The sequence below is a fragment of the Roseateles asaccharophilus genome (assembly GCF_004362405.1).
GTDB lineage: Bacteria > Pseudomonadota > Gammaproteobacteria > Burkholderiales > Burkholderiaceae_C > Kinneretia > Kinneretia asaccharophila.
Genome location: NZ_SNXE01000003.1, coordinates 375,994 through 391,946 on the forward strand (window position 1 = coordinate 375,994; position 15,953 = coordinate 391,946).

Consider the following 15,953-nt stretch of genomic DNA (forward strand, 5'->3'; position numbering starts at 1 on the left):
CCGCCGCGCATGAGCCCATCGCCCCACGTTCCCTTGCTGCCGGTCCACGGCGGGCCCGACAACGGCCCGCCCATCAGCCACGACTTCTCCACCAATGCCAACCCGCTGGGGCCGCCCCTGGGTCTGATCCGCGCGGTGCAGGCCGCCGACCGCAGCCGCTACCCCGACCCGCAATACCTGAGCCTGCGCACACAGCTGGCCGCGAGCGAGGGCCTGAGCGCGCCGGAGCAGCTGCTGGTGGCCAGCGGCGGGGCCGAGGCCATACGCAGGCTGACCCTGGCGGCCCTGCTGGCACGTGACTGTCGCGAGGTCTGGGTGCCTTGCCCGGGCTTTGGCGACTACGCCCTGGCCGCCCAGGCCCTGGACCTGCGGGTGCACGGCTACGGCCCCGATGAGCTGCCGCGCCCCAGAGGCCCGGCCCTGGTCTGGGCCTGCGAGCCCTGCAATCCGACCGGCAGCAGCCTGGACGGCCACGCCCTGCAGGCCCTGGCCGAGCGGCCCGGCGTGACCCTGGTGGTGGACCGTGCCTATGAAGCCCTGCGCCTGTACGGGGAGGCCCCGGCTCTGCCGGCCCAGGCCTGGCAGCTGGTCTGTCCCAACAAGGCCCTGGGCCTGACGGGCGTACGCGCCGCCTATCTGCGCGCGCCCGAGCCCGATGCGCTCTGGGCCCGCGCGCTCTCGCTGGCTCCCAGCTGGGTGCTCTCGGCCGAGGGCGTGGCCCTGCTGCAGCACTGGCATGATCCGGCCACGGCCCTGTGGCTGGCGCACTCGCGCGAGCAGCTGCGCCTGTGGCGCCGCCAGCTGCGCGATGCCCTGGAACAGCGCGGCTGGGTGCAGGGCGAGAGCGTGACGAACTTCTGGCTGGCCCGCCCACCGCAGCCCCTGGACGATGGTCGGCTGCGCGCGGCCGGCCTCAAGCTGCGCGACGCCAGCAGCCTGGGCGCACCCGGCGCCTGGCGCATCGCCGCCCTGCCGGGCCCGGCCCAGCAAGCCCTCTTGAAGGAGATCGATCGATGAGCCGACAGGCCAAGGCCCTGATGGTGCTGGGCACCACCAGCGGCGCCGGCAAGAGCTGGCTGACGACCGCACTGTGCCGCTGGTATGCCCGCCAGGGGCTGAAGGTCGCGCCCTTCAAGGCGCAGAACATGAGCAATAACGCGCGCGTCGTCCCTGGCCTGCAAGGCCGGATGGGCGAGATCGGCAGCGCCCAGTATTTCCAGGCCCTGGCCGCCGGCCGCCAGCCCGAGGTGCGCATGAACCCGGTGCTGCTCAAGCCCGAGGCCGATACGAAAAGCCAGGTGGTGGTGCTGGGCGAGGTGCACGCCGAGCTCAATGCCACGCCCTGGCGCGAGCGCAGCGAGAAGCTCTGGCCCCATGCCCGCGCCGCCCTGCACGCGCTGATGGCCGAGAACGATCTGCTGCTGATCGAGGGCGCGGGCTCGCCGGCCGAGATCAATCTGCACAGCAGCGACTATGTGAATATGCGCACCGCCCGCGAGGCCAGGGCCGCCTGCCTGCTGGTGACCGATATCGATCGCGGCGGCGCCTTCGCCCATCTCTACGGCACCCACCAGCTGCTGCCGCCCGAAGAGCGCGCCCTCATCCAGGGCTTTGTGCTCAACCGCTTTCGCGGCGATGCGCGCCTGCTCTCGCCCGGCCCCGAGCAGCTGCAGGCCCTGACCGGTGTGCCCACCGTGGCCACGCTGCCGATGTGGCGCGGCCACGGTCTGCCTGAAGAGGATGGCGTGTTCGACGACCAGCCCACGGGCGCAGGCCAGACCATCGCCGTGGTGGCCTATCCGCGCCTGTCCAATCTGGACGAGTTCCAGCCCCTGCGCGGCCTGCCGGGCGTGCGCCTGGTCTGGGCCCGCAGCCCGGCCGAGCTGCAGGCCGCGGACTGGATCATCCTGCCCGGCTCCAAGGCCGTGGCCGCCGATCTGGCCTGGCTGCGTGAGCAGCGCCTGGACGCCGCCATCGCCGCCCATGCGACGGCCGGCCGGCCGGTGCTGGGCATCTGCGGCGGCCTGCAGATGCTGGGCGAGGCCCTGCTGGACCCGCATGCGCTGGACGGCAATGCGCCGGGCCTGGGCCTGCTGCCCCTGGTCACGCAGTTCGAGCGCGAGAAGCTGCTGCGCCCCTGCCAGGCGCGCTTCGAGTCCGAGCTCGCCGGCCCCTGGGCAGCGCTCGGTGCGCTCGCCGCCTCGGGTTACGAGATCCACCACGGCCGCACCGCCCAGCATCCCTCCCTGGCCACCGCCGCCGTGGCCCTGCGCGACGAGTTGGGCCAGCCGATTGGCTGGCAGCAGGGTTCGGTGCTGGGCCACTATGTGCATGGCCTGTTCGAGCAGCCCGCCGTGCTGCAGGCCCTGTTCGGCGCCAGCGGTCCCAGCCTGGACCAGGTCTTCGACGGCCTGGCCGATTTCGTGGACGCGCATTTCCAGCCCGGCGCCCTGCCGGCCCTGATCCGATGAGCACGCCCAGCTCAGGCCCGCAACGCATCGCCTGCCTGTCCACCGAGGCGGTGGAGGTGCTCTACCGCCTGGGCGCCCAGGAGCGGGTGGCCGGCATCTCGGGCTATAGCGTGCACCCGCCCCAGGCGCGCGCCGAGAAGCCCAAGATCAGCGGCTTCTCCAGCATGAAGCTGGAGCGCATCCAGGCCGTGCAGCCCGATCTGGTGATCGGCTTCTCGGACCTGCAGCGTCCCCTGCTGGAGGAATGCGAGCGCGCCGGCCTGGCCACGCTCTGGTTTGACCAGCGCGATCTGGCCGGCATCCATGCCATGGTGCGCCGCCTGGGCGGCTTGGTGGGGCGCGAGGCCGAGGCCGAGGCGCTGTCGCGCCAGCTGCGGCAGACCCAGGACGAGCTGGCCGCCGCGGCCGCCGCCCTGCCCTGGCGCCCGCGCGTCTACTTCGAGGAATGGGACGAGCCCATGATCTGCGGCATAGGCTGGGTGAGCGAGCTGATCCAGCTGGCCGGTGGCGAGGATGTGTTTGCCGAGCGCGCGCGGGCCGGCTTCGCGCGCGAGCGCATCGTCACGCCCGAGGCGGTGCTGGCCGCACGGCCCCAGCTCATCCTGGGCTCCTGGTGCGGGAAGCGCTTTGTGCCGGAGCGGGTGCTGGCCCGGCCCGGCTTTGCTGCGTTGGGCGCCCGCCTGGCCGAGATCAAGTCCGCCGACATCCTGGCCCCTGGCCCGGCTGCCATCGAGCGCGGGGCGCGCCAGCTGCTGGCCGCCCTGCAAGACACCGTACAAGCACTTTCCTGAGGGAACCCACCATGTCCGAGCACGACCTCATCCCCAGCATTGCCTCGCTGGATCAAGCCGATCTGGCCGCCGCCCTGCAGGCCCGCATCGACGCCAAGACCAAGCCCCTGGGCGCCCTGGGCCGCCTGGAAGCCCTGATGCTGCGCCTGGGCCTGATCCTGGGCAGCGAGACCCCGCGCCTGGAAGCGCCCCAGCTCATGGTGTTTGCCGGCGACCACGGCCTGGCCGCGCGCGGTGTGTCGGCCTTTCCCAGCGATGTGACCTGGCAGATGGTGGAGAACTTTCTGGCCGGCGGTGCCGCGGTCTCGGTGCTGGCTCGCCAGCATGACCTGACCCTGACCGTGGTGGACGCCGGCGTGGCGCACGAATTCGCGCCGCGCGAGGGCCTGGTGATCGCCAAGATCGCCCCCGGCACGGCCGACGCCCTGGCCGGCCCGGCCATGAGCCCGGACCAGTGCGCCACCGCCATCAGCGCCGGTCGCTCGCTGCTGCGCCAGCGACCCGGCAATGTGCTGCTGCTGGGCGAAATGGGCATTGGCAACACCTCGGCCGCCGCCCTGCTACTGGCCCGCCTGACCGACAGCCCCATCGCGCAGTGCGTGGGTCGGGGGACAGGTCTTGACGATGCACAGCTGGCCCGCAAGGTCGACGTGCTGCGCCAGGTGCTGCAGCGTCATGGCGAGGCGGTCACCCCCCTGGGGGCGCTGGCGGCATTCGGCGGCTTCGAGATCGCCATGATGGTGGGCGCGGTGCTGCAGGCCGCGGCCGAGCGCCGCGTGATCCTGGTGGACGGTTTCATCACCGGTGCGGCCGTGCTGGTGGCGGCCCGCCTGCAGCCGGCGGTGCTGCAGCGCTGCGTGTTCTCGCATGCCTCGCAGGAGGCGGGCCACCGCCTGATGCTGCAGGCCCTGCAGGCCGAACCCCTGCTGGACCTGGGCCTGCGCCTGGGCGAGGGCTCGGGCGCGGCCCTGGCCTGGCCCCTGCTGGAGTCGGCCTGCCGCATCCTGGCGGAGATGGCCAGCTTCGCCTCGGCGGGGGTCAGCGAGAGGGGCTGATACCAGGGCGCCACGGTGCCACCACAGCGCGGCCTTCCATGGTAATAATGGCCCACAAGCTCAATGCCGCGAGGTCGCGCTCCATGACGGATCTGGTATTCGCCGACGAACTGCCCGAGGCCCCCCTGGCCAAGGTGCTGGAACCCTGGGTTGTCATGATCGTGGACGACGACCCCGCGGTGCATGAAGTCACCCAGCTGGTGATGGCCGGCTTTGAGTTCGCCGGCCGGCGTCTGCTCTTCCTGGACGCCTACAGCGCGGTGGAAGCGCGTGAGCTGCTGGCCAGCCGGCGCGATATCGCCATGATCCTGCTGGACGTGGTGATGGAGAGCGAGCACGCCGGCCTGGAGCTGGCGCGCTACATCCGCGAGGAGCTGGACAACCACCATGTGCGCATCGTGCTGCGCACGGGCCAGCCCGGTCAGGCGCCCGAAGAGCATGTGATCAAGAGCTACGACATCAATGACTACAAGGAAAAGACGGAGCTCACCAAGCGCAAGCTGATCACGGTCTTCTACAACGCGCTGCGCAGCTACCGCGACATCATGATCATCGAGTCCTCGCGTCTGGCCCTGCGCCGTGCGATCGACTCCATCACCAAGGTCTACGACTCGCAGAACCTGCGCCGCTTCGCCTCGGCCGTGCTGGAGCAGGTGGGCCATCTGCTGGGCATGGACGCCCAGGGCCTGTGCGCCACGCGCGTCGCCGCCTACGCCGCCTCGCATATGGAGGGCCGGCTCAAGGTGCTGGCCGCCACGGCCGAATACTCGCGCCTGCTGGTGGACGAGGAACTGCGCGATCTTCCCGAAGACGTGCGCGGTGTTCTGGAAAGCGCGCTCGAGCAACAGCAAAGCCATTTCGACGAGCGCCACTTCGTGGGCTACTACCGCAGCAGCACCGGCAACGAGAGCCTGCTCTACATGGTGTTCGACGAGCCGGTGGACGCCGCCGCCCGCGAGCTGCTGGAGATCTTCTGCGCCAATGTGGCCATCACCTACGAGAGCCTGCTGCTGCGCGAGGAGATCCAGGACACCCAGCGCTCCACGGTCTATATCCTGGGCGAGGCGGTGGAAAAACGCTCCAAGGAAACCGGCGCCCATGTCAGGCGCGTGGCCGAGCTCTCGGCCCTGCTGGGCGAGTCCGTGGGCATGAAGGGTGCCGATGTGGAGTTTCTGCGTCAGGCCGCGCCCCTGCACGATGTGGGCAAGATCGGCATCCCGGACCGCGTACTCAACAAGCCGGGCAAGCTCGATGAGGAGGAGTGGGAGGTCATGAAGACCCATGCGCGCATCGGCTACGAGCTGCTCAACAAGAGCGACAAGCGCATCCTGCAGCTGGGTGCCACCATCGCTCACGAACACCACGAGCGTTGGGACGGCCTGGGCTATCCGCGCGGTCTGGCGGGCGAGCAGATCCATATCGTGGGCCGCATCGTGGCCCTGGCCGATGTGCTGGACGCCTTGGTCAGCGAGCGCTGCTACAAAAAGCCCTGGAACTTCGACGAGGCCCTGGACCTCATACGCAGCGAGGCCGGCACCCGTTTCGACCCGAATCTGGTGCGCATGCTGCTGGAGCGCCTGGACGATGTGCGCGCCATCTATGAGCGCTATCCCGACAGCTGAGCACGCGGCGCCCTGAGCCTGGGGCGCGCCGCTGATAATCGCGGCGGCCCACGCTCCCCCCTCACGCATGCATCTGCTCGTCCACGAGCTCCGGCTCTTCTTCATCGCCCTGCAGTTCTTCACCCGCCTGCCCATTCCGCGCTGGGTGGGTTTCGAGCCGATCTGGCTGCAGCACTGCGCCCGCCACTTCCCGCTGGTGGGCCTGCTGGTGGGGGCCTTCTGTGCCCTGCTGCTCTGGGCCGCGCTGTGGTTCTGGACCGCGCCGGTGGCCGTGGGCCTGGCCCTGGCCGGCGGCATCTGGCTGACCGGCGGCTTCCACGAAGACGGCTGGGCCGACACCTGGGACGGCCTGGGCGGCGCGGTCTCGCGCGAGAAGGCCCTGAGCATCATGAAGGACTCTCGCATCGGCAGCTACGGCGCCCTGGCCCTGATCCTGATGCTGGGGCTCAAGGCCGCCGTACTGCTGGCCTTGCTGGAGCAGGATGGCTGGCTGGCCCTGGCCGGCTGGATCTGGGCCCATGCGGCCTCGCGCGCCGCGCCTGTCTGGCTGATCCACGGCCTGCCCTATGCGGGCGATGCCGAGCATGCCAAGGCCAAGCCCCTGGCCACCCGCATCGGCGGCGCCGGGCTGTTCGTGGCCCTGGCCTGGGTGGCCCTGGCCAGCCTGGGCCTGCTGGCCGTGGACATGAGCTGGTTGCCCAGCCTCTGCCTGGCGGCCCTGGGCGTGGCCGGCACCACCCTGCTGATGCAGGGCTGGCTGGACAAGCGCCTGGGCGGCTTCACCGGCGACAACCTGGGCGCCACCCAGCAGCTGGCCGAGCTGGCCGCCCTGCTGGGCTTTGCGGCCCAGTTCGTCAGCCATGGCTGAAACGGGGCAAGACCTGGCCCCGGCGGACGCACTCTGGGTCTGGCGTCATCCGCGGCCCGAGGGCGCGGCGGGGCGCTGCGTGGGCGCGGGCAGCGATCTGCCCGTGCACTGGCGCCGCTCCAAGCGCCTGGCCCGGCGCATCCAGGCCCAGGCCCGGCGCGCTCGCCTGCCGCATTGCATCCACACCTCGCCGCTGGCGCGCTGCCGCGCCGTGGGCCGCTGGCTGCGCCGCTGGGGCTGGCAGCACCGGGTGGACGCCGCCCTGCTGGAACTGGATTTCGGCCACTGGGAGGGCAAGGCCTGGACCGCCATCGGCCAGGCCGAGGTCGACGCCTGGTGCGCCGACTTTGCCCGGCATGCGCCGGGCGGCGGCGAAAGCCTCAGCCAGCTGCTGGCACGCGCCCGGGCCTGGCAGCCCGCGCAGCGCCCCGCCCTGCTGGTGAGCCATGGCGGCTGGATGCTGGCCCGTGCCTGGGCCGGCCCGGCCCCGCAGGAGGCCGCCGCCTGGCCCGCCGCCCCGCGCTACGGCGAGCTGCGGCGCCTGGTCTGACTCAGGCGGTGGCCGTCAGGCGCAGATACTTCTGCATCAGCATCTCGCGGGTCTCGACATGCTGGGGGTTCACCGGGATGCAGGCCACGGGGCACAGGGCCACGCACTGCGGCTCCTCGTGGTGGCCCACGCATTCGGTGCACTTGCCCGGATCGATCTCGTAGTACTCCGCGCCCATGGCGATGGCATTGTTGGGGCACTCGGGCTCGCACACATCACAGTTGATGCATTCGTCCGTGATCATCAAAGCCATGACGCGCCCCTCACTCCGCTTTCTTGATGCGATCGCGCAAGCGATCAAGCACCAAGGGTGACACGAACTTGGAGACATCGCCGCCCAGGGTGGCGATCTCCCTGACGAAGGTGCTGGAAATGAACTGGTACTGGTCCGAGGGGGTGAGGAAGACAGTCTCGACGTCGGGCATCAGGCTGCGGTTCATGCCGGCCATCTGGAACTCGTACTCGAAGTCGCTGACGGCGCGCAGGCCGCGCACCACCACCTTGCCGCCATGCTCGAGCACGAAGTCGCGCAGCAGGCCGCGGAAGGGGATGACCTCCACATTGGGGTATTTGGCCGCCAGCTGCTGGGCCATGTCCAGGCGCTCCTCGATGGAGAACATGGTGCGCTTGTGGTGGCCGGCGGCCACCGCCACGATGAGCCGCTCGAACAGGCGGCTGGCCCGGCGCATCAGGTCCTCATGGCCCAGGGTCAGAGGGTCGAAGGTGCCGGGGTAGACGGCGGTGAGAACGGTCACGGAGGTCAAGAGCTGTCTCCCGAGGAGGCGGCGATGAAAAGCCGCGATTATCCGCTGCGCTGCAACAACTGGCTGTGCACCGCGCCGGCCTTGGCTTGGCGCCAGGCCTTGAGCCCCAGCTCGGGTGCCGGCTCCAGGGGCCGGGGCGACTCCAGGTAGATGAAACCACCGGGCACCAGCAGGGGCGCGGCCGCCTTGAGCGCCGCATCAAACAGCTCCTGCTGGAAGGGCGGATCCAGGAAGACCAGCTCATAGCGGGCCGGGGCGCAGCGCGCCATCCAGGCCAGGGCATCGGCCTGCACCACCTGCAATCGGTCCTCGGCCTTGAGCCGCGTGCGGCTGGCCTTGAGGCTGCGGCAGAGCTCGGCGTCACGCTCCAGCAGCTGCACCTCGGCCGCGCCGCGCGAGGCGGCCTCGAAGCCCAGCGCGCCGCTGCCGGCAAAGGCATCCAGCACGCGCCAGCCGCTCAGGTCCTGGCCCAGCCAGTTGAAGAGCGTCTCGCGCACACGGTCGGGCGTGGGACGCAGGCCGGGCTTGTCGGCCACCGGGAGCTTGGAGCGCTTCCACAGGCCGCCGATGATCCGTACTTCAGCCATGAGGCGCGCCCCCACAGCCGGCCGAGCGCCGGGCCGCCCCAAGCCGGCCGGCATCCCCACGGGGGATCGGCGGGCGTACTCGCACGACGAGGGGCATCATTGGCGTACCGGGATGCCGCGCGCGGCCATCAAGGCCTTGGCCTCGCCGACCGTGTGATGGCCGTAATGGAAGATGCTGGCGGCCAGCACCGCATCGGCCCCGCCCTTTTGCACGCCATCGGCCAGATCATCCAGTGAGCCCACGCCACCGGAGGCGATCACGGGCACGCTCACCGCATCGCTCACCGCGCGAGTGAGGGCCAGGTCGAAACCGCTGCGGGTGCCGTCGCGGTCCATGCTGGTCAGCAGGATCTCACCGGCACCATGCTCGGCCATCTGGCGCGCCCAGGCCAGCACATCCAGGCCGGTGTTCTTGCGGCCACCGTGGCTGTAGACATCCCAGCCGCTGCCACGGGGGTCGTCATCGGGGCGCCGCTTGGCGTCGATGGCCACCACGATGCACTGGGCGCCGTATTTCTCGGAGGCCTCGCGGATCACCTGGGGGTTGGCGATGGCGGCGGAGTTGAAGCTCACCTTGTCGGCCCCGGCGTTGAGCAGGCGGCGCACATCACCCACCTGGCGCACGCCACCGCCGACGGTCAGCGGAATGAAGACCTGGGAGGCCACGGCCTCGATGATGGGCAGGATCAGGTCGCGCCCATCGCTGGTGGCGGTGATGTCCAGAAAGGTCAGCTCGTCGGCGCCCTGCTCGTTGTAGCGGGCGGCGATTTCCACCGGATCGCCCGCGTCGCGCAGCTGCTCGAAGTTGACGCCCTTGACGACGCGACCACCGGTCACGTCCAGGCAGGGAATGATGCGTTTGGCCAGCAAGCAGCGAACTCCTAGTTGCCCAGCTCGTCGCTGAGCGCGTCGGCGCGGCGCTGGGCCTCGGCCAGATCCAGATCGCCGGTGTAGATGGCGCGGCCGCAGATCACGCCCGACACGCCCTCGCGCTCCACCGCGCACAGAGCCTCGATATCGGCCAGACCGGCCAGACCGCCCGAGGCGATCACGGGCATGGTCAGGGCCTGGGCCAGGCGCACCGTGGCCTCGATATTGATGCCGCTGAGCATGCCGTCGCGGCCGATATCGGTGTAGATCACGCCCTCGACGCCGTAGTCCTCGAACTTCTTGGCCAGGTCCACGACCTCATGGCCGGTGAGCTTGCTCCAGCCATCGGTGGCCACCTTACCGTCCTTGGCGTCCAGGCCCACGAGGATGTGGCCGCCGAAGGCGCTGCAGGCGTCCTTCAGAAAGCCCGGGTTCTTGACCGCAGCCGTGCCGATGATGATGTAGCTCAGGCCGTCATCGAGATAGCGCTCGATGGTGTCCAGATCGCGGATGCCGCCGCCGAGCTGCACCGGGATGTCGTCGCCGACCTCGCGGATGATGGCCCGGATCGCACCCTCGTTGACCGGTTTGCCCGCAAAGGCGCCGTTCAGGTCGACCAGGTGCAGGCGCCGGGCGCCGGCGTCCACCCAGCGACGGGCCATGGCGGCCGGGTCATCGCCGAAGGTGGTGGAGGCATTCATATCGCCCTGTTGGAGGCGAACGCATTTGCCGTCTTTGAGGTCAATGGCAGGAATCAGCAGCATGGCCGAGATGCAGTGGTTGGCGGGAATGTGGGAATGGGGATCGCGGAGAAAAGCGGCAGCTTGTACGCCTGGGTGACGGGGCCGTGGCGGTCCTCGATCAGGGGTTCCATAACAGGAAGTTGCGGTAGAGGTCTAGCCCCAGCGCGGCGCTTTTCTCGGGATGGAATTGGGTGGCAAAAATATTATCCCGGGCCACCGCGCTGGTAAAGCGCAGACCGTAGTCGGTCTCGCCCACGCTGTGGTGCGGGTCCGACGTCGTGGCGTAGAAGCTGTGCACGAAGTAGAACCAGCTCTGGTCGGGCACCTCGCCCCAGACCGGGTGGGGCCGGCTCTGACGCACGCGGTTCCAGCCCATCTGCGGCACCTTGTAGCGGCTGCCATCGGGCTGGATCTGGCCCTCCAGCTGGAAGCGCTGCACCCGGCCGGGGATCAGGCCCAGGCCCGGCGTGTCCTGCTCCTCGCTGTGGTCCAGCAGCATCTGCATGCCCACGCACACGCCCATCAGGGGCTTGTGCGCGGCGGCATGCAGCACGGCCTCCTTCATGCCGGACTCGGCCAGCTCGCGCATGCAGTCGCGCATGGCGCCCTGACCCGGCAGCACCACACGCTCGGCGGCGTAGACCTCCTCGGGGCGATGGGTGATCAGCACCTCCACGCCCGAGCCGGCGGCCGCATGCTGCACCGCCTGCGAGACCGAGCGCAGATTGCCCATGCCGTAATCGACCACGGCCACGGTGCCGGGCCGGATGGCGATGCCCTTCATCGTCAGAGGCTTCCCTTGGTGGACGGAATCACGCCCGCGCTGCGCGGGTCCAGGGTCATGGCCATGCGCAGCGCGCGGCCAAAGGCCTTGAACATGGTCTCGCACTGGTGGTGGGCATTGTGGCCCTTGAGATTGTCCACATGCAGGCTCACCAGGGCGTGGTTCACAAAGCCCTGGAAAAACTCGTAGGTGAGCTGGGTGTCGAAGGCGCCGATGGCGCCGGCGGTGAACTTGCAGTCCATCTCCAGACCCGGGCGGCCCGAGAAATCGATCACCACGCGCGAGAGCGCCTCGTCCAGCGGCACATAGCTGTGGCCGTAGCGGGTGAGGCCCTTTTTGTCGCCGATGGCCTGGGCCACCGCCATGCCCAGCGTGATGCCCACGTCTTCCACCGTGTGGTGGCCGTCGATGTGCAGATCGCCTTGGGCCTCGATCTCCAGATCGATCAGGCCGTGGCGCGCGATCTGGTCCAGCATATGGTCGAAGAAGCCGATGCCGGTGTTCAGCTTGGCCTCGCCCGTGCCGTCCAGATTGACGCGCACACGGATCTGGGTTTCCTTGGTATTGCGGCTGACTTCCGCGATGCGGGGGGCTTGCGTGCTCATTGCAGACTCTCTTGCAGGGCGGCCAGCATGGCCGTGTTTTCTTCCGGCGTGCCGATGGTCAGGCGCAGGCAGTTGGCCAGCAGGGGGTGCATGGCCGAAACGTTCTTGATCAGCACACCGCGCGCCTTCACACCGGCAAAGGCCGCGGCCGCGTCGGCCACCCGCGCCAGGATCATATTGCCCTGGCTCGGAAAGGGTTGCACGCCGGGCAGGGCTTGCAGGGCGGCCATCACGCGCTCGCGCTCGGCGCGCAGCACACGGGCCTGCTCGGCATAGACCTCGGCATGTTCCAGGGCGAAGAGGCCGGCCTCGGCATTGAGCACGCCCACATTGAAGGGCGGGCGGATCTTGTCGATCTCGGCGATCAGGCTCTGTTCGCCCATCAGGTAGCCGATGCGCACGCCGGCCAGGCCGAACTTGCTCATGGTGCGCATCACCAGCACATGGGCGTACTGGGCCAGCAGGCCCATCGCATCGCGCTCGGCAAAGGGCTGGTAGGCCTCGTCCATCACCACCAGGCTGCCCACCGCGCCCGCGGCCTGCACCAGGCGCTCGATCACGGCGGCGTCCCAGAGATTGCCGGTGGGGTTGTTCGGGTAGGCCAGGTAGATGAGCGCGGGCCGCTCCTGTTCGATTGCGGCCCGCATGGCGGCCTCGTCCAGCTCGAAGTCGGGCGTGAGCGGCACGCCCACGAAGTCCAGGCCCTGGTAGCGCGCCGAGATGCCGTACATCACGAAGCTGGGCAGGGGCGAGAGGATCTTCGCGCCGGGGCGGCTCACCGCCATGGTCAGCATGGTGATGATCTCGTCCGAGCCATTGCCCAGGGTGATGCCGCAGCCCGCGGGCATGCCGGCATGGGCGGCCAGGGCGCGAGCCAGGTCTTGCGTGCGCTCGGCCGGGTAGCGGTTGATGGCCACCCGCCCCAGGCGCTCGCCCAGCTGCTGCTGCAGCGCCTCGGGCAGGCGGAAGGGGTTCTCCATGGTGTCCAGCTTGATCAGGCCGGCGGCGCTCTGCACCGCATAGGCCTGGGTGGCGCGCACATCCTCGCGGATGCGGGCCAGGGCCGGGTTCAGTCTCGGGTCCATGTGCTGGGGGGCTCCATGAGCAAGGGGTTCAGGATCTGCACGCTGTCGTACTGCGCCGCGTGGGGCAGCTCCAGGCTCAGCAGGCGCTCGCAGCCCTGGGCCTTGGCGGCGGCCACGATCAGTGCATCGGCATAGGCCAGGCCGAAGCGGCTTTCAATGGACCAGGCCGACTCCACGGTGGCGTGGTCCACGGCCCAGGGGTTCCAGCGCTGGTAGCGCCGCACCTCGGCACGCGCATCGCCATTGGGCATGGGCGGCTGGATGCGGGTGGTGACCTGGCGGTAGAAGTCGTTGAGCACCTGGGTGGACACGCGGCCGGCGCGCTGCTGCCACAGGCTCATCAGCCAGCCCAGGGCGCGGGCACGCTCGGCCGGGCGGGCACCATCCTCGCTGAGGATGAGCACCGAGGTGTCCACGAAGACGAGGCCGCTGCCGCTCACCGGGGCGCCTCGCTGCGGCTCGGGTAGGGCTGGCCGTCCGAAGCCCAGGTGCGCTCGCGGTGCAACCAGTCCTGCAGCGCCCGCTCGTAAGCGTCATCCGAGCGCATCTTCTCGGCCAGCATCTCGCCCACCAGGCGCGAGACGCTGGTATTGCGCCGCGCCGCTTCCAGCCGGGCCCATTCGGCCACGCTGTCTTCCATGGTCACGGTCACGTTCTTCATGATGGACCGCAATTTAACACGAAGTTCGTGTTGCACGAATTTCGTGTGACTTCATCAACTTGGCCAGACCTCGCCCAGCAGGCGCGCCCAGTTGCCACCCAGCACCTTGTCCACCGTGGCGGCGGCGTGACCGCGCTGGCGCAAGCGCTCCGCCAGGCGCTCGAATTGACTCGGGCCTGTGAGATCGGGCAGGAACAGGGCCACACCGGGTTCCTCACCGGGCGCGGCAATCCCCGCCGCCCGGCGCTGCTCGATGGCCTCGTTCACATAGTGCAGGTAGGTGGCCAGGTCGTCGACGGGCGTAATCGTTCCATCGGTGCCAATGCCGACATGGTCGGTGCCGGCCACATTCAAGGCGTGTTCGATGTGCCGCAGCCAGTCATCCGCATCCGGCTGACCGCCGGCACGGAGAAAGGGCATGGCATAGATACCAACCACGCCGCCACGGTCGGCCAGTCGACGCAGGTCCTCGTCCCACACATTGCGCGGGTTGTCGACCAGAGAACGACAGGCGCTGTGCGAGATGGCCAGCGGCTTGGCGCTGACCTCGAGCGCCGAGCGCAATGTGATCGCGCCGGCATGGCTCAGGTCAACCAGCACGCCACACTCGCTCATCACCCGTAGCGCCTCCCGACCAAAGGAGCTGAGCCCCACATCGTCCGCGCTGAGGCAGCCATGGCCCACGGCATTGGCGCCGTTGTAGGTCAGCTGCATGACACGCACGCCCAGCTGGGCGTAGCCCGAGATGGACGACAGATCGCCGGCCAGCATGTCCGTGTTCTGGAAGCCCAGAATCACACCCGGCCTACCATGGCTGCAGGCGGCCGTCAGATCGCTCGCCGACGCGAGCAGCTGGACGTCTTCGCTGTGCGCGGCCAGGAAAGCGGCCCAGTCCTGCAGCTCCAAGTGCGTCTTTGCCACCGGGTCGCCAGGCCCCGCGACATGTCCCACCGTGACGCAGACGGCCGACAGGCCCGAGCGAGCCAGATCCCCCAGCGCCCGCGTGTCGATGCGCCCGGTCGCCCCCGCGGGGATGCTTTTGAGATCGCCTCGCTTCGCCGCCTCAAGCGCCACATTCGGGTTGGCCAGGCTGGCCTGCATATTCACCATCAAGCGAGACATCGGTCGGTGTCCTTTCGTGCACTCATGGAGGCAGGCGATCCTGGCCACAGCCTTCTAGCGCCGCAGCCGCATCTCCGCCGCCCGCGCATGCCCCTGCAGCCCTTCGCCATAGGCCAGCTCGGCGGCGATGGGCCCCAGCACCTGGGCGCCGGCCTCGCTGACCTCGATCAGGCTGCTGCGCTTCTGGAAGTCGTAGACGCCCAGGGGCGAGGAGAAGCGCGCGGTGCCCGAGGTGGGCAGCACATGGTTGGGGCCGGCGCAGTAGTCGCCCAGGCTTTCGCTGGTGTAGGCGCCCAGGAAGATGGCGCCGGCATGGCGCAAGAGGGGCTCCCAGCGATGCGGCTCGCGGCTGGACACCTCCAGATGCTCGGGCGCGATGCGGTTTGATATCGAGCAAGCCTCGTCCATGGAGCGGGTCTGGATCAGGGCGCCACGGCCCTCCAGCGAGGCACGGATCACCGCGGCGCGCGGCATGGTGGGCAGCAGGCGCTCGATGGATTCGCGCACGCGGGCGATGTAGTCAGCATCGGGGCAAAGCAGGAGGCTCTGCGCCAGCTCGTCATGCTCGGCCTGGCTGAAGAGGTCCATGGCCACCCAGTCCGGCGGGGTCGTGCCATCGGCCAGCACCAGGATCTCGCTGGGGCCGGCAATCATGTCGATGCCCACCTGGCCGAACACATGCTTCTTGGCGCTGGCCACATAGGCATTGCCCGGGCCGGTGATCTTGTCCACGCGCGGCACGGTGGCCGTGCCATAAGCCAGGGCCGCGACGGCCTGGGCGCCACCGATGGTGAAGGCGCGGTGCACGCCCGCCACATAGGCGGCGGCCAGCACCAGGGGGTTTTTCTCGCCACGCGGGGTGGGAACGACCATCACGATCTCGGGCACGCCGGCCACCTGGGCCGGGATGGCGTTCATCAGCACGCTGCTGGGATAGGCTGCCTTGCCGCCCGGCACATAGATGCCCACGCGGTCCAGCGGGGTCACCTTTTGCCCCAGCAGGGTGCCGTCCTCGTCGCGGTAGCTCCAGCTCTGGCCGCAGGCAGCCTTCTGCTTCTCGTGGTAGCTGCGCACCCGGGCGGCGGCGGCCTCCAGGGCCTGGCGCTGGGCCAGGGTGATGGCCTCGAAGGCCGCATTGAGTTCCTCGCGGGTGAGCTCCAGCGCGCCCAGCTGCTCGGCCGACACGCCGTCGAAGCGGGCCGTGTACTCCAGCACCGCGGCATCGCCGCGGGCACGCACATCGGCCAGGATCTCGGCCACGCGGGTCTCGATGGCGGCATCGGTCTCGGCAGACCAGTGCAGCACGCGCTGGAACTCGGCTTCGAACTCGGGGCTGGCGGTGCTCAGCTGGCGCAGATTGAGAGGGGTCGTCATC

19 protein-coding genes are annotated in these 15,953 nt (G+C 69.6%); 7 read left to right on the forward strand and 12 right to left on the reverse strand.

Annotation, left to right across the window (positions count from 1 at the left end; all coding sequences use genetic code 11):
- Positions 1-9 precede the first annotated feature (9 nt).
- From DFR39_RS09580 to DFR39_RS09610, 7 genes are all read left to right on the forward strand, one after another.
- Positions 10-1,017, forward strand: coding sequence for an aminotransferase class I/II-fold pyridoxal phosphate-dependent enzyme (locus DFR39_RS09580; RefSeq protein WP_133603327.1), 1,008 nt, complete (start codon positions 10-12; stop codon positions 1,015-1,017).
- Entirely contained in the window at positions 1,014-2,471 is a 1,458-nt protein-coding gene (locus DFR39_RS09585) for a cobyric acid synthase (RefSeq protein WP_246030765.1), read from the forward strand. The genes DFR39_RS09580 and DFR39_RS09585 overlap by 4 nt, the downstream gene beginning before the upstream one ends.
- The gene (locus DFR39_RS09590) at positions 2,468-3,262 is read left to right on the forward strand and encodes an ABC transporter substrate-binding protein (protein ID WP_133603328.1); all 795 of its coding nucleotides are present in this window, start codon (positions 2,468-2,470) and stop codon (positions 3,260-3,262) included. Before DFR39_RS09585 ends, DFR39_RS09590 begins: the two co-directional genes overlap by 4 nt.
- A gap of 11 nt (positions 3,263-3,273) precedes the next feature.
- On the forward strand, positions 3,274-4,317 hold the full coding sequence (cobT, locus tag DFR39_RS09595) for a nicotinate-nucleotide--dimethylbenzimidazole phosphoribosyltransferase (protein ID WP_133603329.1): 1,044 nt from the start codon (positions 3,274-3,276) through the stop codon (positions 4,315-4,317).
- Between the two features lie 83 nt (positions 4,318-4,400).
- Complete coding sequence (locus tag DFR39_RS09600) at positions 4,401-5,939, forward strand: DUF3369 domain-containing protein (protein WP_162849477.1); 1,539 nt, start codon at positions 4,401-4,403, stop codon at positions 5,937-5,939.
- Between the two features lie 67 nt (positions 5,940-6,006).
- A complete protein-coding gene (cobS, locus tag DFR39_RS09605; RefSeq protein ID WP_133603331.1) occupies positions 6,007-6,807 on the forward strand; it encodes an adenosylcobinamide-GDP ribazoletransferase in 801 nt (266 codons plus the stop codon).
- Positions 6,800-7,357 carry a histidine phosphatase family protein gene (locus DFR39_RS09610; protein ID WP_133603332.1) on the forward strand — a complete coding sequence of 186 codons (558 nt, stop codon included), beginning with the start codon at positions 6,800-6,802 and terminating at the stop codon, positions 7,355-7,357. The genes cobS and DFR39_RS09610 overlap by 8 nt, the downstream gene beginning before the upstream one ends.
- Position 7,358: 1 nt before the next feature.
- Here DFR39_RS09610 and DFR39_RS09615 read toward each other — a convergent pair whose 3' ends face one another.
- The 12 genes from DFR39_RS09615 to hisD form a co-directional block, all read right to left on the reverse strand.
- Positions 7,359-7,610 carry a YfhL family 4Fe-4S dicluster ferredoxin gene (locus tag DFR39_RS09615; RefSeq protein WP_133603333.1) on the reverse strand — a complete coding sequence of 84 codons (252 nt, stop codon included), beginning with the start codon at positions 7,608-7,610 and terminating at the stop codon, positions 7,359-7,361.
- Between the two features lie 10 nt (positions 7,611-7,620).
- The gene (gene coaD / locus DFR39_RS09620; protein WP_133603334.1) at positions 7,621-8,121 is read right to left on the reverse strand and encodes a pantetheine-phosphate adenylyltransferase; all 501 of its coding nucleotides are present in this window, start codon (positions 8,119-8,121) and stop codon (positions 7,621-7,623) included.
- Between the two features lie 38 nt (positions 8,122-8,159).
- Positions 8,160-8,708: a 16S rRNA (guanine(966)-N(2))-methyltransferase RsmD gene (gene rsmD / locus DFR39_RS09625; RefSeq protein WP_246030766.1), complete on the reverse strand. Its 549-nt coding sequence runs from the start codon at positions 8,706-8,708 to the stop codon at positions 8,160-8,162.
- Between the two features lie 96 nt (positions 8,709-8,804).
- Positions 8,805-9,578 carry an imidazole glycerol phosphate synthase subunit HisF gene (gene hisF / locus DFR39_RS09630; RefSeq protein ID WP_133603335.1) on the reverse strand — a complete coding sequence of 258 codons (774 nt, stop codon included), beginning with the start codon at positions 9,576-9,578 and terminating at the stop codon, positions 8,805-8,807.
- An 11-nt stretch (positions 9,579-9,589) separates the two neighbouring features.
- Positions 9,590-10,342, reverse strand: a complete 753-nt coding sequence (gene hisA, locus DFR39_RS09635) for a 1-(5-phosphoribosyl)-5-[(5-phosphoribosylamino)methylideneamino]imidazole-4-carboxamide isomerase (protein ID WP_133603336.1) — start codon at positions 10,340-10,342, stop codon at positions 9,590-9,592.
- A gap of 97 nt (positions 10,343-10,439) precedes the next feature.
- On the reverse strand, positions 10,440-11,105 hold the full coding sequence (hisH, locus tag DFR39_RS09640) for an imidazole glycerol phosphate synthase subunit HisH (protein WP_133603337.1): 666 nt from the start codon (positions 11,103-11,105) through the stop codon (positions 10,440-10,442).
- A 2-nt stretch (positions 11,106-11,107) separates the two neighbouring features.
- Positions 11,108-11,710, reverse strand: a complete 603-nt coding sequence (hisB, locus tag DFR39_RS09645) for an imidazoleglycerol-phosphate dehydratase HisB (RefSeq protein WP_133603338.1) — start codon at positions 11,708-11,710, stop codon at positions 11,108-11,110.
- Entirely contained in the window at positions 11,707-12,795 is a 1,089-nt protein-coding gene (hisC, locus tag DFR39_RS09650; RefSeq protein WP_133603339.1) for a histidinol-phosphate transaminase, read from the reverse strand. The genes hisB and hisC overlap by 4 nt, the downstream gene beginning before the upstream one ends.
- Positions 12,780-13,235, reverse strand: coding sequence for a PIN domain-containing protein (locus tag DFR39_RS09655; protein ID WP_133603340.1), 456 nt, complete (start codon positions 13,233-13,235; stop codon positions 12,780-12,782). The genes hisC and DFR39_RS09655 overlap by 16 nt, the downstream gene beginning before the upstream one ends.
- On the reverse strand, positions 13,232-13,456 hold the full coding sequence (locus DFR39_RS09660; protein ID WP_133603341.1) for a CopG family transcriptional regulator: 225 nt from the start codon (positions 13,454-13,456) through the stop codon (positions 13,232-13,234). The genes DFR39_RS09655 and DFR39_RS09660 overlap by 4 nt, the downstream gene beginning before the upstream one ends.
- 54 nt (positions 13,457-13,510) lie before the next feature.
- The gene (locus tag DFR39_RS09665; RefSeq protein WP_133603342.1) at positions 13,511-14,578 is read right to left on the reverse strand and encodes a dipeptidase; all 1,068 of its coding nucleotides are present in this window, start codon (positions 14,576-14,578) and stop codon (positions 13,511-13,513) included.
- Positions 14,579-14,632: 54 nt separating this feature from the next.
- Complete coding sequence (gene hisD / locus DFR39_RS09670) at positions 14,633-15,952, reverse strand: histidinol dehydrogenase (RefSeq protein WP_133603343.1); 1,320 nt, start codon at positions 15,950-15,952, stop codon at positions 14,633-14,635.
- Position 15,953: the final 1 nt, after the last annotated feature.

Bases quoted from the DNA above. Each gene is read 5' to 3' on its own strand.
- hisH (WP_133603337.1), bottom strand. From the start codon at position 11,105: ATGAAGGGCATCGCCATCCGGCCCGGCACCGTGGCCGTGGTCGATTAC.
- DFR39_RS09590 (WP_133603328.1), top strand. From the start codon at position 2,468: ATGAGCACGCCCAGCTCAGGCCCGCAACGCATCGCCTGCCTGTCCACC.
- hisD (WP_133603343.1), bottom strand. From the start codon at position 15,952: ATGACGACCCCTCTCAATCTGCGCCAGCTGAGCACCGCCAGCCCCGAG.
- DFR39_RS09615 (WP_133603333.1), bottom strand. From the start codon at position 7,610: ATGGCTTTGATGATCACGGACGAATGCATCAACTGTGATGTGTGCGAG.
- DFR39_RS09580 (WP_133603327.1), top strand. From the start codon at position 10: ATGAGCCCATCGCCCCACGTTCCCTTGCTGCCGGTCCACGGCGGGCCC.
- hisA (WP_133603336.1), bottom strand. From the start codon at position 10,342: ATGCTGCTGATTCCTGCCATTGACCTCAAAGACGGCAAATGCGTTCGC.
- DFR39_RS09600 (WP_162849477.1), top strand. From the start codon at position 4,401: ATGACGGATCTGGTATTCGCCGACGAACTGCCCGAGGCCCCCCTGGCC.
- DFR39_RS09585 (WP_246030765.1), top strand. From the start codon at position 1,014: ATGAGCCGACAGGCCAAGGCCCTGATGGTGCTGGGCACCACCAGCGGC.
- DFR39_RS09665 (WP_133603342.1), bottom strand. From the start codon at position 14,578: ATGTCTCGCTTGATGGTGAATATGCAGGCCAGCCTGGCCAACCCGAAT.
- cobS (WP_133603331.1), top strand. From the start codon at position 6,007: ATGCATCTGCTCGTCCACGAGCTCCGGCTCTTCTTCATCGCCCTGCAG.
- hisB (WP_133603338.1), bottom strand. From the start codon at position 11,710: ATGAGCACGCAAGCCCCCCGCATCGCGGAAGTCAGCCGCAATACCAAG.
- DFR39_RS09660 (WP_133603341.1), bottom strand. From the start codon at position 13,456: ATGAAGAACGTGACCGTGACCATGGAAGACAGCGTGGCCGAATGGGCC.
- hisC (WP_133603339.1), bottom strand. From the start codon at position 12,795: ATGGACCCGAGACTGAACCCGGCCCTGGCCCGCATCCGCGAGGATGTG.
- rsmD (WP_246030766.1), bottom strand. From the start codon at position 8,708: ATGGCTGAAGTACGGATCATCGGCGGCCTGTGGAAGCGCTCCAAGCTC.
- cobT (WP_133603329.1), top strand. From the start codon at position 3,274: ATGTCCGAGCACGACCTCATCCCCAGCATTGCCTCGCTGGATCAAGCC.
- DFR39_RS09610 (WP_133603332.1), top strand. From the start codon at position 6,800: ATGGCTGAAACGGGGCAAGACCTGGCCCCGGCGGACGCACTCTGGGTC.